Source organism: Larkinella sp. (assembly GCF_965227735.1).
Classification (GTDB): Bacteria; Bacteroidota; Bacteroidia; order Cytophagales; family Spirosomataceae; genus Larkinella.
On record NZ_OZ245776.1, the window covers coordinates 1,760,644 to 1,776,972 of the forward strand.

Here is a 16,329-nt window from a genome sequence, read left to right on the forward strand (position 1 = left end):
ACCCGCCCGACAGTCTGACTATTCGCTCATTCACTCATTCACTCATTCACTCATTATTTTCAGATGAAAAACGTTTTGAGAACCATACTGGGCGGCAAAATGAGTCCCTATGCGCTGGTAGACCGGTTTCCACACCTCGACCAGAGTGCCGGGATGGATTGCGGCCCCACCTGTCTGGCGATGGTTTTCAAGCATTACGGCGCACAGGACGTTCGGCACCAACTGACCAAACTGGCCGAAATCAACACGGAAGGAAGCAGTTTGTATGACCTGATGGAAATTTCGGAAAGCTTCGGTTTTAAAGCGGAAGGCTACGAACTGGATTATCCCTATTTACAGAAGATTCAACTGCCGTGCATCGCCCATTACGAAGGCCAGCATTTTGTGGTGGTGTACGAAGCCACGGGTACCTACGTGCGCGTGGCCGATCCGGCTTTTGGCAAGGCCCGGTACGAAAAAGACGAATTTTGCAACAAGTTCAGCGGCATTGTTCTGGAGTTAAAACCGACAGATAAGTTTTTTGAAAACACGGAACTGGAGGAAGTTGCCCAGGAACAGCAGGCGAAAAAGGCGTCGGTTTTCCGGCAATTGTATTTCCCGATTCTGAAAGAAGGCAAGCGCGTGCTGGCCGAGATTTTCCTGTTTTCGCTGGTGCTCGAACTCGTCGGGCTGGTGTTGCCGCTGTTCACGCAAACGATGATCGACAACGTGTTGATCAACCAGAACAAAAAGCTGCTGGTCGGGATTCTGGCGGGTCTGGTGCTGGTGTTTGTCGTGCAGGTGGTTCTGACCTACGGGCGCAGCATGCTGATGATGCACTACCGGTTTCGCTTCGAAACCGAGTTCATGGGCAAGTTCTTCGAACGGCTGATTTCGCTGAAACAAAAGTATTACGACAGCCGCAAGCGCGAAGAATTCATGGCGCGGTTTCAGGAAGGCATCGGCATTCGGGCGCTGACCAACCCGATCATCATCCAGCAGTTTCTGGATGTGTTTTTCATGCTGATTTATTTCCCAATTCTCTTCGGTTTCAACACGCAACTGGCCACCATCGCGCTGGTGTGTTTTGTGGCGTATGGGCTAACGACGGTTTATTTTATCCCGATCATTAAAAACCTGCGGTCGAAAGTCTATCACAAAAATCAGGCGTCGCTCGGCGGTTTTCTGGATACGGTTCTGGGCATCAAAACCGTCAAACTGCTGTCGCTCGAAAAATACAAACTCGTTCGCTGGAAACAGCTTCACCGCGAGTCGATCAACTCGGTGATGGCCGACGAGGAAAAGCAGATTCTGATCAACTCCTTACAGCGGCTGATTTTCATTTTCAGCCAGATTGCGGTGTATTGGGTCGGTGCGTACCAGATTTTTACGGGCGAACTCACGATTGGGCAATACATGGCGTTTACGGCCATTTTCATGATTCTGATGAACTCGATCAACAGCGTCAGCATGCTCTGGATGATGGTGACGCAGCTCAGTGTCAGCTTCGGAAAAGTCAACGAGATTTTTCTGGAAGACGAAGAATCGGCGAATGTTCAGGAGCAGGTTTCCCGGTTTTCGGGGAAGTCCATTCGCTTCAACAACGTTTCGTTCCGCTACCAGCAGAAAGACGCAAAATATGTGTTGAAGAACCTGAACTGCGAAATCCGGCAGGGCGAACGCATCGGCATTGTCGGACGAAACGGCACGGGAAAATCCACCTTCGTCAAACTGCTGATGAACCTTTATCCCGACTACGAAGGGCAAATCTTTTGCGACGATACCGAACTGCGGAACATTCACCCGAAAACACTTCGCAAACACGTTCACCTGTTTCCGCAGGACACCTACGTTTTCAACGATACCATCAAGGAAAACATCCGTTGCGCCAACCTGTCGGCTTCGATGGAGCAAATCGCGGAAGCCGCCCAACTGGCGGATTTGCACCCGTTTGTCAAGTCGAATCACCTGGGTTACAACCACATGATCGGCAGTTTTGGGAGCAACCTGTCGGGCGGACAGGTTTTGAAGATCGGTTTTGCCCGGCTTTTTGTGGCCGACCAACCCGACATCATCATTCTCGATGAAGCCAGCAGCGCATTGGATGTAGAAACGGAACGCCGGATTCTGGACAACATTTACGAGCGGTTTAAGGGAAAAACCATCATTTCCATTGCGCACCGGCTGCACACGCTCAAAAACGTGGACCGGATTCTGGTGTTCGACGGCGGCACCATCGCCGAACAGGGTAACCACGGCGAACTGATTGATAAACAAGGCATTTACTACGATTTCATCAAAACGTACATCGACTATTAAACCATGCATCCGTTATTAGCTGATCTGGAAATCACCCAGTTCGAGAATTTATACCACGTCGATGATGCGCCCATTGCCGACGTTCGCCAGCGGATTTTGAGTCGTCTGGGCTGGTTTGCGGTCCTGCTGGCTGTGGTCGGTGGCGCGATGGGTTTTGTCATTGAATTTCCGGACATGATTGCCGTACCGTTCGTGGTCAAATCCGAAGTGGCCGAAGAGATGTACCGGTTTCCTTCGACGATTTACGTGGAAAAGACCTTCGTCAAACCGGGTCAAACTGTGGCCGCCGGAGCGCCTTTGCTGGAAGTGAGCGCCCCGGATGTGGCCGCGCTGGTGGCCGATTTTTCCGCAGCCAACACGGCGGTGGATCAATACGAGAAATACCGGACGGTTTCGGCCGACAAAGAACGCCAGATTATTGAACTGACGGTGGCTCAGATTCGGGAAGATATTCGGCTGAAAGAAACCCAAATTGAAGTTCAAAAAACGAAATGGGCGTCGGAACGGGTGAAGCTGAAGTTTGAGCAGGAAGACGCACAGCGGATTTTCAACAGCAACCAGGCGTTGTACCGCACCGGCGACATCAGCAAAAACGACCTGAATGCTTACGAGGCCACGTTGCTGCGGGCACAATCCGCCTACCAATCGGGGACGCAGAATTTCGGGCAGGAAGAAAGAACCTTACGCCAGCAAATCGAAAGCAAACGGCTGGAAATGTTAAGTTTAGAAAAGCAGTTGACTAAAAAAGATACCGACTTCCGGGGCGAGGGCGCGCAGCTCCGCAGCTCGCTGGATGCCATGCACAAACGCATTGAAGGGCGGTTTGGGAAGTATGAAATTACCGCCAACAACCACCTCATTCTGAAAGCCGAGCGGGCCGGAACCGTGTCGTTTGTCTTCGACGGCGAGAAGGAAGCCGCAGCCAGTGCGATTGTCCTCAAAATCATTTACAAGGAAGCTCCACTTTACGCCTACACGCAGGTGAACTCGTCACGCATCGGGCAGGTGAAAGTCGGACAGCCGGTGATTCTGAAACTGGATGCCTTTCCGGTTTACGAATGGGGAACCGTGCGCGGCCGGGTGAGCCAGGTTTCGATTACGCCCGACGAGAAGGGACTCTTCAACGTTCAGGTGCAACTCACCAATTATCAGCGACTTGATAAGCGCATCCAGATTGGTATGCAGGGAAATTGCAACATCATTTTCGACGAACGAACGCTGTATGCGTACACGTTTCGAAACTTCAAGAAAGTAGCCACCGAACTCACAGAGTAACTGACAATCCGCCATGAACGCCCTGTTGACCGATACCCAAACCCGGATTGAAACGGAACTCCACCGACTTTACGATACCGTTGCAGCCGAACCGGTGGCCGAAAACCCGTCGCTGTTATCGGGGCAGGTCGGCTACGCGATTTTTGAAGCCTATTACCAGCGTCAGTTCGAATTAACCGACAACAGCCGCGTCTGGGAACGACTCAGTGCGGGCATCGACGCCATTCAAGTGGGGGCCGTCGATCACACGTTCGCGGGCGGCATTTCCGGCATTGCCTGGGGTTTTCTGCACCTCCACAACCACGGTTTTCTGGCCGATAGTCAGGACGATCCGCAGGAAATTGTGGCTGCCCTCGACGAACCGCTCTTTCTGCTTTCGATGGAAGACCTGAGCAAAGGCCGTTTCGATTATCTACACGCCGGGCTTGGAGCTTGTCTGTATTTCCTGGAACGCACCCGTACGCCCGAAATCGTGTATTATCTGAAGGAAATCGTCGCCCAACTGGATAAAATAGCCATCAAAAAAACCGACGGATCGATCACCTGGCATTTCCGAAATTTTAACGACCCCGCCGATGAGTCGGTTTCCTACAACCCGGGATTGTCGCACGGCACGGCCAGTATTGTCGCTATTCTGAGTCTGTTGTATCAGAATGGCTACGCCCGGCCGCAATGCGCCCGGCTGGTTGAAGGCGGTTTGCAGTGGTTGTGGAGCGTCCGCAACACCGACCATCCGGCGGTATTTCCCAGACAGCTTCTCGATGATCAAACCCGGGATGAATTCAGTCGGCTGGCCTGGTGTTACGGCGATCCGGGCATCGCGCACACGTTTCAACTGGCGGGTGAAGTCTTCGGGAATACCCGCTGGAAACAAATTGCAGAATACACGATGCTGAAAGCCGCTGCCCGCCGAAGCCGGAAGGAAACGCTGGTGTCCGACACGGGATTCTGCCACGGATCGAGTGGTCTGGGGCATCTGTTTTCCAAATTTGCCCGGTGGCATTCGAACCCGGTTTTCGACGAAACCGCCCGCTACTGGCTGGATACTACGTTGAATCAGGCCCTGCCCTCCCCGGAAATCGACGGGTTGTCGTCCGCTACTCCCCTGCCCAATCGCGGAGAACGCTGTTTGCTGGAAGGCGACGCCAGTGTGGGGATGGTTTTGTTGTCACAACTTGGCGCGAATCCGGCCTGGGAGCGGTTTTTACTGATGAGGTGAAAGACGGTTTGACGGCAGGTTTCAACTTCTTTGCCAGAGCCGTGGGTCAATAGGAAAGGGGGACGTGCGGAGAATTTTTACCTGCTCAAAAGAGGAATGACGGGAATGCAGCAGGTAATTGTATGATTCGGCTACCACGGCCGATGGAACACCTACCGCCAGACAATCCGGTTCAGAAAGCCAGTTGGCTAAAAATTGATAGTTATCCCTAAAATCGGCTTCATCGCGCCAGTTAACAGGCAATTCACTAGAAAAAATAATCCTCGGTTCATCGGGCAATTCTAGCGTTAGCAGCACTAATTTGGGCAGATCTTCAAAAGGTAACGTCCTCAAGTGAACCAGTTGCTCCAGCAAAGCCAGTTCCGGGCTGGCGGAAGTATACAGAATACCGACTCCGGCTGGATTCCAGCGTCCTCCAAAACGACGTGAACCCTCGGCTGACAAGGGACTTTCCAGAAACCGCTCTTTGATCAGTCGGTAAACGATGCGGCTCATGTTTACGAATAAATGCCGTGTTCGATACGGCCCAGAACCGTATGAACCATACCAAAACCGGTTGTGGTATCCAGCAAAGCAACCGGAGCCTGTCGCCGAAGTTCGGGCAAAGGCCCCCTCAACCAGCGAGCCAGCACATCGGCTCGTCCGTCAAAAACATCCAGACCATGCCGAATCAACCCCTCCAGCAAAATCAATCGCTCCGATGAGTTGCCGTCTAAGCGGGCATCCGGTTGAAGCCGATGCAACGTCCGTTCTGAAATAGTCAGAACTCGGGCCATTTCTTTGTCAGTCAAGCCCACTCGCTGAGCCACCTCATCGACCCTGGCCCGGCTCACTCCTGAGCGGGTTTTTTCTACCACGACGAAGCTATCTTCCAGCCATTGCGTGTCCGTATACCCTTCCATAACTTTCTTTTTACTGTCACTAAGATACATGCCATTTGGCAGACAGTCAATTTTTCGTTCTGGAATTTACTACGACAGATTTATTAATCCCCTAAACCGGGTAAAGTACCTGTGACATATTCTTTATCTTCGCATGTATTAAAGTTGTTTACTCAATGATTCAACCCAACCGCTTTCGAACACCGCTGCTCATTTCGGGACTTTTCGCCGTCGCAGTCGTGTCCTGCATGAAAATGAACCCAACCGGGTCGTCCAAAACCGCCAGCACACCGCTGGTCGTTCAGGAAGATCCGGCGACCGCCCGCACCCGGGCGAAAAAAATCCGGGACAATACCGCCATCAAACTGGCCGATGGACTCAAAGTTGACCTCTGGGCGTCGGATTCGCTGGCTCCCGATCCGGTTTCCATGTCCATCGACGATCAGGGGCGGGTGTACCTGACCCGAACCAACCGCCAGAAAAACTCCGAGTTTGACATTCGCGGCCACCGCGACTGGATGACGCCATCCATCGCCCTGCAATCCGTTGAGGAACGGCGGGCGTTTCTGCGCAGCACCTTCGCACCCGAAAAAAGCAAGGAAAACGAATGGCTGAAAGACCTGAACGGCGACGGTAGCCACGACTGGAAAGACCTGGCCGTTGAAAAAGACGAAGTCTGGCGGTTGGAAGACACTACCGGCGACGGCATTGCCGACAAGGCGACCCGGATTCTGAACGATTTCTTCGAAGAAGTTTCTGACGTCGCGGGCGGTTTGCTGATTCGGGCCGAAGACGCGTTTGTGGCCATTGCCCCGGATTTGTGGCGGCTGAAAGACACCAATGGCGACGGTATGCTGGATCAGAAAACGTCTATTAGCCACGGCTACGGCGTTCACATCGGTTTTGGCGGCCACGGCATGTCGAATCCGATTGAAGGACCAGATGGCAAGATTTACTGGAACATCGGCGACATCGGTGCCAACATCACCACCGCCGAAGGGGTCAACCACAAACGCCCCAACGAGGGAATCATCGCCCGGTCTAATCCGGACGGCACTGATTTTGAAGTATTTGCGGGCGGTTTGCGCAACACCCACGAATTTGTATTTGACGATTACGGCAACCTGATCAGCTCCGACAACGACGGCGATCACCCCGGCGAAAGCGAAAGACTGGTTCACGTTGTCGAAGGCTCGGACGCGGGCTGGCGGTCCAACTGGCAGTATGGCAAATACACCGATCCGAAGAACAACAGTTACAAGGTCTGGATGGATGAGAAACTGTATACGCCCCGCTGGGAAGGCCAAGCGGCTTACATCATCCCGCCGATTCAGAACTTCCACAACGGCCCGACCGGCATGGTCTACAACCCCGGCACCGCCCTGGGTTCGGAATGGAAAAACAAATTTTTCCTGGTCGAATTCGTGGGGAATCCCGCCCGGTCGCCCATCTGGTCGTTTGGCCTGAAACCGAAAGGCGCATCGTTCGTGCTTGATGGCGAGAAGAATATTCTGAACGGGATTCTGCCCACCGGTATTCGGTTCGGCCCCGATGGTGCCCTATACATTGCCGACTGGATCAACGGCTGGGATGCGAAAAACTACGGACGGGTCTGGAAACTGGATGTAACCGACGACAAAAACGACCTAAAGGCGCTGCGGGCCGAAACAAAACGCCTGATGGTGTTGAATTACGGGACGCAAACGGACGACATGCTGTTGTCGCTGCTGTCGAACCCCGACATGCGCATTCGCCAGAAATCGCAGTTTGAACTCGTCAAACGCGGAGCCAAAGGAGCGGTTGTGTTGCAGAAAGCCGTAGCGCAAACCGGCAACCAACTGGCCCGGATTCACGGCATCTGGGGACTGGGGCAACTGGAACGGCAGGACAAATCCTACACGACTTCCCTCCTTCCGTTGCTGAAAGATGCGGACCTCGAAATCGTGGCCCAAACCGCCAAAGTCCTCGGCGATGCGGCTGCTCCGGAAGCCGGACCGCTGCTAATTCCTTTGCTGACCAGTCAGAATCCCCACGTGAAATTCTTTGGTGCTCAGGCACTCGGACGCATCAAATACCAGCCCGCCGTCGAACCGCTGCTGGATCTGATCAAGGCCAACAACGACGAGGATGTGTATCTGCGTCACGCTGCGGTTTTGGCCCTGTCGCGCATCGGGCAGGTTGAACCGATGGTAGCCCTGGCCAGCAATCCCAACAAATCCCTGCGCCTGGCCGCAGTTTTGGTACTGCGCCGGCTGAGCAGCGAAAAAGTTGCGTTGTTTTTGCAGGACAAAGACGAATACATCGCGACGGAAGCGGCCCGCGCCATCAACGACGATTTATCCATCGAAAAGGCTTTACCGGCCCTGGCGGCAACACTGAAAGAAACCCGGTTTACGTCCGAACCACTTCTGCGCCGGGCCATCAACGCGGCCCTGCGGGTGGGCACCGACGAGCAACTGAACACGCTGATTGCTTTTGCCAAACGCAAAGACGTGGACAAGGAACTGCGGGCCGAAGCCCTGGCGACCCTCGGAACCTGGGCCAAACCGTCCCCGCTGGACCGCGTCGACGGACGCTACCGGGGTGTGGTTGAACGCAATCCGGCGCTGGTGAAAGCCAAAATCCAGGAACAGGCCGATGTCTTTTTGCAGGAAACCGACCCCACGGTTTTGGTGGCGATTTCGCAGATGGTGAGCAATTTAGGCATTTCCGACAAAGCCGCCAGCCTCGCTAAAATCATGGACGAAAGTCAATCCGCCGAGGTTCGGTCGGCCATGCTGACGGCTTTGCACCAGTTGAAATACCCGGCGATGGAGACGGTGATCAGAAAAGGCATGAACGACGCCGATGCCGACGTTCGCACCACGGCCCTGGGTCTGGTCAGTGGCCTGAATCTGTCGACGGAAGCGTTAGCGGACGTTTCGAAAGCGATTTTTGAAAAGGGAACCGTGAAAGAACAGCAGCAACTGCTGCGCGTTCTGGGGAGTATGCCCGCGGCAAAAACCGAACCGATTCTGGCCGGTGCTATCGATAAAATGATCAGCAAACAACTGCCGGCCAGCCTGGCGCTGGAACTCGGTGAAGCCGTGGACTCCACCAAATCAGCGGCTCTGATTGCCAAACTGGCTCCACTCCGGGGGACCGGAACCGGCGTCGCGGAATACCAGGATGCCCTTTTTGGCGGAAATGCGCAGGCGGGTCGCCGGATTTTCAATACCAATTCCACGGCCCAATGCGTTCGCTGCCACGCCATTGGCGGGCAGGGCGGGGCCGTCGGACCGTCGCTGACGGGCATTGGTGATGTGCTGACCCGGGAGCAGATTTTACAGGCGCTCATCGAACCGAGTGCGCGACTGGCACCCGGTTTTGGCATGGTTTCGCTGACGCTGAAAGATGGGCAAACCGTGAGTGGTGTTCTCAACGCCGAAAACGCGCACGAGCTGGTTCTAAAAACATCCGAAGCCGAACCCCTGAAAGTACCCGTTGCCCGAATCGACAAACGGGAAAACCTCCCCTCCAGCATGCCGCCGATGGGCTACATTCTCTCCAAACGGGAAATCCGCGATGTGGTCGAGTTTCTGGCGACCTTGAAAAAATGACAGAATGAGCACATGAAAAAATGAAGAAATATTTGGAATGATTTTTGGTGTATCTAAATGGATACACCAAAAATTCAACCCAAAGGCGTAATGCCTGCTCAACGTTAAGTCATCATGAATCGAGAAAGTCTACTTTCCAGGCATTGCTATGCCTTCGCCATTGCGTGTTTTTTATTTTTTCTACAAGTTAAAGCATCTCACGCCCAATCCATTACCGTAGAACCCCAACGTTATCAGATCGACAACTCCCTTAAATTGATTGTCTGTAATCAACTACCGGAATTTCCTTCCGGACAGTCACTTCCAACCCTTCGTTTCGATAAGGATTACACGTTTACGCAGCCCGTTAGTGCCTTTGAGGTGGGTAAATCGTATAAAGTAAAAACCGGCAATACGGTTTACACCCTCTATTTTACGGGTCTGCCACTCATCGAGATCAACACCCAAAGCAATCAAACCATCAGCAACACCGATGAGCGGACGAAAGGCTCTTTCACGCTTGCCAATGGGAATGAGGCCCTTTTCACGTCGCACATGGGCATTCGAATCCGGGGGAATATTTCGCGCCGGTTTCCGAAGAAGTCATACAACATGGAACTCTGGAAAGACCCGGAAGGCGACAAAGAACTGGAAGTTTCCCTGCTCAACCTGCGAAAAGACAGCAAATGGTATCTGCTTGCGCTGTATAACGAACCGCTCCGACTTACCAATGCCACTTCGCACGACTTGTGGCTGAACATGCACAAGTTATATTATGCCGCTCAGGAATCAGATGCCAATTCGGCCATCCGGACCAAATACTGCGATGTTTTCATCAACAATGCTTACGCCGGTGTTTATCTCTTTACAGAACCCATGGATCGGAAACAGCTCAAACTGAAAAAATCGGGTGATAATGGCGAGGTAAGGGGCGAGTTATACAAAGCGGATGGCTGGTCTGAAGCAACCACGTTTGATGGCCTGCCCGCCCTGCCGGGAAACGCCACGGATGAGGTCTGGGCCGCCTGGGAAATGGATTATCCGGACCCTTACTGGAATAATCTTTATGAGCAGCTCAAATACGTGATTAATTCGCCGGCTGATAATTTTAAAGCCGCTCTTTCTGAAAAATTTAAAGTCGATAACCTGATCGATTATTTCATTTTCCTGAACCTGGTCAACGCCACGGACAATTTCGGTAACAATCAGTTTCTGGCCCGGTACAAAGAAAATGAACCGTACTTTTTTATACCCTGGGATCTGGACGGCACCTTTGGGTATACGACTACCGGCGAACGGTCGGAACAAGCCCGGAACATCACCAGCAATGGGCTTTTTAACCGGTTGTTAACGCTTGATCCGGATGGTTTTAAAAGTAAGATGCGGAAAAGATGGTTTGCGCTGCGAAAAAATTATTTTTCCCAGCAAAATTTAAAGAGTAAAGTCGGGGCTAATTTCAACCTCCTGACAGCCCAGGGTGCCTATGAGCGCGAAAACATGAAGTGGTCGGGAACCGTTAAAACAGCGGATCTTTCGAACGTCAATTCCTGGATCGATAACCGGCTGAATTTTCTGGATGAATATTTTGCCCTTTTCCCCGGCGAAGAAGCCGGAACGAACCTGAACTATTTTCATGGGGAAGCCCTGACGGAGGGCAAAATCCTGAAGTGGGCTTTTCTGCCGAAAACAACCGCCCAACAGGTTGAGGTGGAACATAGCTCCGACGGTGTCAATTTCAGTTCCCTGACAACAATTCCCGTCAACGGCGATAACCAAAGTTCGCAAACGTATGAGTTTATCCACGAAGATGCTTCTGCTTTGGCATTCTACCGATTGAAAATCCAAACCGCAGATCAGGTTTTTACCTACACGCCCTTCCTTCAGATTGGCACGAATAGCTGTGCGGAAGCTCCGGCTGCCCCGTCGATCAGCACCAATTTAGCGGATATTACAGAAGGGCAGACTGCCGTCCTTACAGCCAGTGGATGTGCCCATACCGTGGTGTGGAGTACCGGACAAACCGGTCATTCGATCACGATCAGACCCGAGGTTACGGGAATTTATACGGCCCGATGCCGTCAGGAGGCCGGTTGCGAAAGCCCGGCTTCCACTTCTGTGAAAGTCAACGTTTTTTCCAGCGGTTCGCTGCCCGGAAATTTTGAAGGCTACCTGGGTGGAATCGATTGCAGTTCCATTCGCGGCTGGGGCTGGGACCGCAACAAACCCAACACGGCCATCTATGTTGAAATACTGGATGGGCAGCAAGTCGTTGCTACCACCATTGCCGATTTTTACCGCCCGGAACTCAAGACGGCTGGCAAAGGAAACGGGATGCACGCGTTTGTTTTTTCCGTTCCGGAAACCCTCAAAGACAATCGGGTACACTCCATCAGTGCCCGGGTGCTGGGAACGGGGTATATTTTGAAAGACTCCCCTAAAAAAATAACCTGCCAGGGTTCTTTCAGCAGCCCGCCGGTCAATCAGCCACCGGTGGGGCCGTCGGTTTCTCCGTTGCTGGCGACCGTCGACACCCCTTTTACGGCTACTTTACCCGCCTTCGCCGATCCGGATTCGCCGTCGCTGACCTACACACTAACGGGACTCCCTGAAGGGATGAGTTTTACGGCCGGTACCCGAACCATTCAGGGAACACCCACGGCTACGGCTACACAAAGCCTGACCTACACCGCCAGCGACGGAACCAGCTCGAGTACGGTTTTGGTACAACTCACGGTTGGAGATGGCTCAGCCCCTCCACCTCCTCCGGTGACGGTAACGGGTAATTTTGAGGGTTATCTGGACAAAGTAGAATGCGGAACGATCCGGGGCTGGGTCTGGGATCGTAACAAACCCAACCAACCGCTCATGGTGGAGTTTTTTGCCAACGGCCAGTCGATTGGAACAGCCAGAGCCGATATTTTCCGGCAGGATCTGCTAACCGCAAAAAAAGGTAATGGCAACCATGTGTATTCCTTTACAACACCGAATGAGGTCAAAACGGGGCAAACCTTTCAGATCAGCGCCAAAGTCCAGAACAGTAATTTCACGCTAACCTGGTCGCCCAAAACGCTGAATTGTGCGCCCAATGCCCGGTTGAGTGCTTCAGCGGAGACGGTAGACAGCCCGGACGGCTTTTTGGTAACGCCCAATCCAACCAACGGCGAATTTGACATTCATTTTTATACCGAATCACCGACGGTCAGTGAATTATCGGTTGTGGATGAGTCAGGCCGGTCGTGGTATAAAAAAACGGTGAAGGGAACAGGCCACCAACAGCACAAGGTACAATTGTCCGGTGCCAATGGCCTCTATGTGGTGGGCATCCGGCAGGGTCAGCAGATCCGCAGCAAGAAAATTCTGATTGTCCGGTAAAGAGCCTTCATATTGCTATGGATAAAAACCGTGAGGGCTGGCTACTGGTGTAGTCGGCCCTCACGGTTTTTTAAGCAAATCGTCGAGCGTGTGGACCTCTCCATTTTTGACGACGCTCACCACGTTCCAGGCATCCCGGATGGTGGCGAGTGGATCGCCGGTAACAATCACCAGATCAGCCAGTTTCCCCGGCTCCAGCGACCCCAGGTCTTTGCTCACGCCCACCGCTTCGGCCGCCCGGAGTGTCGCCGAACGCAGGGCTTCGAAGGGCGTCAGACCTGCATCGACAAATGTCTGAAGTTCCGTGTGCAGACTCATCGCATACGGCACAAACGGGCTGTCGGTTCCCGTTGTGACGTGTGCCCCCGCAGCCACCAGGGCCTTTATTGTGTTTTGCAGATTCCGAAAATTAGTCAGATAGCCCGGATTGATTCGGGTAATCTGCGACGCCCCGGCCTGGAGTGAGGTCGTAAACCGTTCCGAATAAAACGCCTTGTACTGCCGGTTTTCGAAGAACGCGGGATCTTTGCCAGCCATCACGTAAAAACCGCCCTGGAGCGAAGCCGTCGGTGTGATGTTCATGCCCGACTTCGCCAGCAATTGAATCACATCCTGGTAACTCCGGTTCATGCCCGTGATTTTGGGCGAATAGCCCCGCCGACTGGTGCCGCCAATGTGCTCAACGGCATCGACTTCGTAGCTCATGGCCGGATAGATTTCGTGCGACGAAACCGGCATGCCGTGGGCGTGGGCAAACGCCGTGATGCGCTTTTGCATGGGGTCCGGCATCCGGACGTAGGTTTTGATGAGGTCAAAATTCAGCCGGACGGCGCGGTTCAATTCCAGTTCGAGTTGCGCCCCCGACGCAATGCTGGTGGCCAATCCGTAGTAAATCCGGCTTCCATCGGTGAGACCGCCGGTAAAAAACTGGCGCGGTCCGATGCGCCGACCGCTGGCCCAGGCTTCTTTTCGCTCCAGCGCATCATACGGATCGGCACCCGTTTCCCGCAGCGATGTAATGCCGTACGACAGCCACAACCGCCCCTGCGGTTCGCCGTTCATGGCACTCTGGTGGGTGTGCATTTCGAACAAACCCGGAATAACGGTTTTGTCCGACGCATCGATTAGTTTACCCGCCCGACCCGCCTGATGGGGCACAATCGCCTTGATCCGGCTGCCTTCGATCAGAATATCCACATTTTTGCGATACGCAGCCGTGCGTCCGTCGAATACCTGCCCGGCATGAATGACCGTCTGGCCCAGCGGTTTTTTGATTTGCCAGGTAAAGTTCATCGGAATGGTTTCGATGCGCCCGTCGGCCAGAAACACCTGCTTGAGTGTGTCGGTAGCGAGGTAAACCAAACGTTGTGAATCGCCGGTCCAACTGGGCGAATCGGCCAGTTCGTTGGTGAGCCGTTTTGCCGGGCCTGTAAAATTCCCCAGCGCATCGACCGGACTGACCCACAGCAAACCGTCGAGGATGTAGGCCATAAACTGGCCGTTTGGCGACCAGGCCGGGCCGTTTTTCCCCCGCGTCCCCAGCGACCGATCCGGAACGGGCGACACGTGCCGATCGCTGTTGCCGTCGGCTTTTCCGTCGATGGTGACGAGTAAAATTTCGGTCACGCCTTCCCGGTAGCGCGATGAATAGACATCCAGCGCCGACAAGGCGATGGTTTTGCCCGTTGGTGACCAGCTCGGCTGGCTCGGCACAAAAACCGATTCGTGGTATTTCTCAACCTGCCCGGTTCGAACGTCCACGAGGTTCAGCGTACCCCGCCCCCAGACGTTGCGCGGGTCGCCCTCATAAAAAGCAATCCGGCTGCCGTCCGGCGACCAGACGGGAAAGTTCAGGTCGTCGGGCAAATCCACCAGCCGACGGTCTTCACCGGTTTTCAGGTCGCGCACCCAGAGATCCATGTTGCCCTGCCGGTCGGACGTAAAAGCCAGTTTCGTGCCGTCGGGCGACCAGGCCGGATCGGCTTCGATGTAGACATCGCTGGTCAAGGCTTTGGGCTGCGGAACACCATTCGTCAACAGCCACAAATCCCCCAGGGCGGCAAAAACGATCTGTTTGCCATCGGGCGAAACCGTCGGTCCTTTGATTCCCCGAACGGGTTGGGGAGCGGGCTGGTCAAAATCGTAGCGTTTACGCTGGTACGTGGTACGGGCCAGCGAAACTGTCGCCTGAAAGGCAATCTCTCTGGTTGGGGCTGGTTTCAGGCTTTGCTTTTTCAGTTTGCCGTCGGCGGTGTAGAGGTAGTCAGTCGCGGAAGCCCAGCTAATCCGGAACGGGAACACGTCTTCGGCGGGCGGGGTCAGAATCTGGCTGCTGCCCGTTGCGACGCTCGCCACGGCCAGACCGCTCTGGTTTTTGGTCAGAATGTTATAAAAAACCTGCAAGCCGTCTGGTTGCCAGGCGGGGGCAGCGAGTTTGGCCGGACTGGCCGTCAGCAGGTGTTCTTTACCCATTTCATCGATCCGGTAAAGCCCCGGTGAATCCGTTCGCTCGGAGACAAAAGCCACCTGCCGGCCGTCGGGCGAGAAAGCCGGATTATAGTCGTTGGCCGGGTTGCGGGTGAGTTGGGTCAACACGCCGGTTTCGAGAGTCAGTTGCCAGATGTCGTAGTTGCCGCTTCGGTCGGACGAAAACACGAGGTGTTTGCCATCGGGCGACCAATGCGGTTCCCGGTCGTCGAACACCCCGAAGGTCAACTGTTTTTTACCCGAACCATCTTTGTTCACCATCCAGAGGTGGTAGATACCATCCCAGAAGGCGTGAAACACAATCCAGTTGCCGTCGGGCGACCAGGCGGGTTGTCGGCAATCGCCCAGGGCATCGGTAACGGGCCGCGCAGTGCCTCCCCCAGCGGGCAAAACCCAGATGGTTCCCTGTAGATCGATGGCGATGGTTTTCTGATCGGGCGAAAGCACGGCGGCCATGTTGGTGCCTTCAGTCACCGTAATTTTCAGCGAATCGGCAGCGGTTCCGGCCCAGGCAGCGGGCCTTGAAAAAACACTCGCCACCAGCAATAGCCAGACAAAGCGCTTGCACAAGTAGGTATTCTTCATAAGCAAAAGCGAAAAAAAAGGAGTGGGCCCGTTGACCGGACGAACAGGAACAAGCGTATTTTAGTATGCAGAAAAGCCGGTAAAATTCAAGGTGGGACGACGGAAGAAAATAGTTCGGGCAACACGCCGATAGATGAGTAATGCCTTCATCGCCAGATTAATATTAACGCAATAAATCCATACTTGGTAGCGGTTTTTGGATAAAATTTGAAAATTATATTTTGAACGATAAAAAATTATATTTTGAATAATAAAATATAAAACATATAATATTTTGAATAATACAGTATTTTATTGAACTATAAACAGTATTACAACAAAAATAACAAATTATCTACCGAACACTATTGACACTTTAAAACTTGCTTCTATATTTGAGTCATCATTACGGAATAATACAATCCGATTCTTACCCCGTCTGCTTGATTCTGGCCGCACTTGAAGAGAGCAAGTATCGAATTCTCAGTCATACAATACAAAGAATTTTCTCCGGTAGACTCACCCGCCCACCGGTGGTAAACGTTTGGAACTGATTTCGCCCATTCACCCCGTTCGAGTGGAAGCGAACGATCGATCAATACACCACACACCATCCATCTGACGGCCTTGGCTGGTTGCCGCGACCAGTCTGGAA

Annotated in this window: 8 protein-coding genes; 5 read left to right on the plus strand and 3 right to left on the minus strand. The window is 53.4% G+C overall.

The features are described 5' to 3' along the window. Positions 1-75: 75 nt before the first annotated feature. From ACO064_RS06765 to ACO064_RS06775, 3 genes are read left to right on the plus strand one after another with little or no spacing between them, the layout of a single operon-like run. Complete coding sequence (locus tag ACO064_RS06765; protein WP_421826630.1) at positions 76-2,298, plus strand: peptidase domain-containing ABC transporter; 2,223 nt, start codon at positions 76-78, stop codon at positions 2,296-2,298. A 3-nt stretch (positions 2,299-2,301) separates the two neighbouring features. Continuing rightward, positions 2,302-3,573, plus strand: a complete 1,272-nt coding sequence (locus ACO064_RS06770; protein ID WP_421826631.1) for an HlyD family secretion protein — start codon at positions 2,302-2,304, stop codon at positions 3,571-3,573. A 13-nt stretch (positions 3,574-3,586) separates the two neighbouring features. Beyond that, positions 3,587-4,792, plus strand: coding sequence for a lanthionine synthetase C family protein (locus ACO064_RS06775; RefSeq protein WP_421826632.1), 1,206 nt, complete (start codon positions 3,587-3,589; stop codon positions 4,790-4,792). Between the two features lie 21 nt (positions 4,793-4,813). On the opposite strand, the gene ACO064_RS06780 is transcribed toward ACO064_RS06775, so the two are convergent. Next, on the minus strand, positions 4,814-5,287 hold the full coding sequence (locus ACO064_RS06780) for an RES family NAD+ phosphorylase (protein ID WP_421826633.1): 474 nt from the start codon (positions 5,285-5,287) through the stop codon (positions 4,814-4,816). A gap of 2 nt (positions 5,288-5,289) precedes the next feature. Next, positions 5,290-5,694: a type II toxin-antitoxin system Xre/ParS family antitoxin gene (gene parS / locus ACO064_RS06785; protein WP_421826634.1), complete on the minus strand. Its 405-nt coding sequence runs from the start codon at positions 5,692-5,694 to the stop codon at positions 5,290-5,292. Between the two features lie 155 nt (positions 5,695-5,849). On the opposite strand from parS, the gene ACO064_RS06790 reads away from it, so the two are divergent. Next, positions 5,850-9,272: a DUF7133 domain-containing protein gene (locus ACO064_RS06790; RefSeq protein ID WP_421826635.1), complete on the plus strand. Its 3,423-nt coding sequence runs from the start codon at positions 5,850-5,852 to the stop codon at positions 9,270-9,272. 114 nt (positions 9,273-9,386) lie between these two features. Then, positions 9,387-12,623, plus strand: coding sequence for a CotH kinase family protein (locus ACO064_RS06795; protein ID WP_421826636.1), 3,237 nt, complete (start codon positions 9,387-9,389; stop codon positions 12,621-12,623). A 60-nt stretch (positions 12,624-12,683) separates the two neighbouring features. On the opposite strand, the gene ACO064_RS06800 is transcribed toward ACO064_RS06795, so the two are convergent. Next, positions 12,684-15,695, minus strand: a complete 3,012-nt coding sequence (locus tag ACO064_RS06800) for an amidohydrolase family protein (RefSeq protein ID WP_421826637.1) — start codon at positions 15,693-15,695, stop codon at positions 12,684-12,686. Positions 15,696-16,329: the final 634 nt, after the last annotated feature.

Excerpts from the sequence above, each read along its gene's own strand:
- ACO064_RS06795 (WP_421826636.1), top strand. The coding sequence starts at position 9,387 with ATGAATCGAGAAAGTCTACTTTCCAGGCATTGCTATGCCTTCGCCATT.
- parS (WP_421826634.1), bottom strand. The coding sequence starts at position 5,694 with ATGGAAGGGTATACGGACACGCAATGGCTGGAAGATAGCTTCGTCGTG.
- ACO064_RS06770 (WP_421826631.1), top strand. The coding sequence starts at position 2,302 with ATGCATCCGTTATTAGCTGATCTGGAAATCACCCAGTTCGAGAATTTA.
- ACO064_RS06790 (WP_421826635.1), top strand. The coding sequence starts at position 5,850 with ATGATTCAACCCAACCGCTTTCGAACACCGCTGCTCATTTCGGGACTT.
- ACO064_RS06800 (WP_421826637.1), bottom strand. The coding sequence starts at position 15,695 with ATGAAGAATACCTACTTGTGCAAGCGCTTTGTCTGGCTATTGCTGGTG.
- ACO064_RS06775 (WP_421826632.1), top strand. The coding sequence starts at position 3,587 with ATGAACGCCCTGTTGACCGATACCCAAACCCGGATTGAAACGGAACTC.
- ACO064_RS06780 (WP_421826633.1), bottom strand. The coding sequence starts at position 5,287 with ATGAGCCGCATCGTTTACCGACTGATCAAAGAGCGGTTTCTGGAAAGT.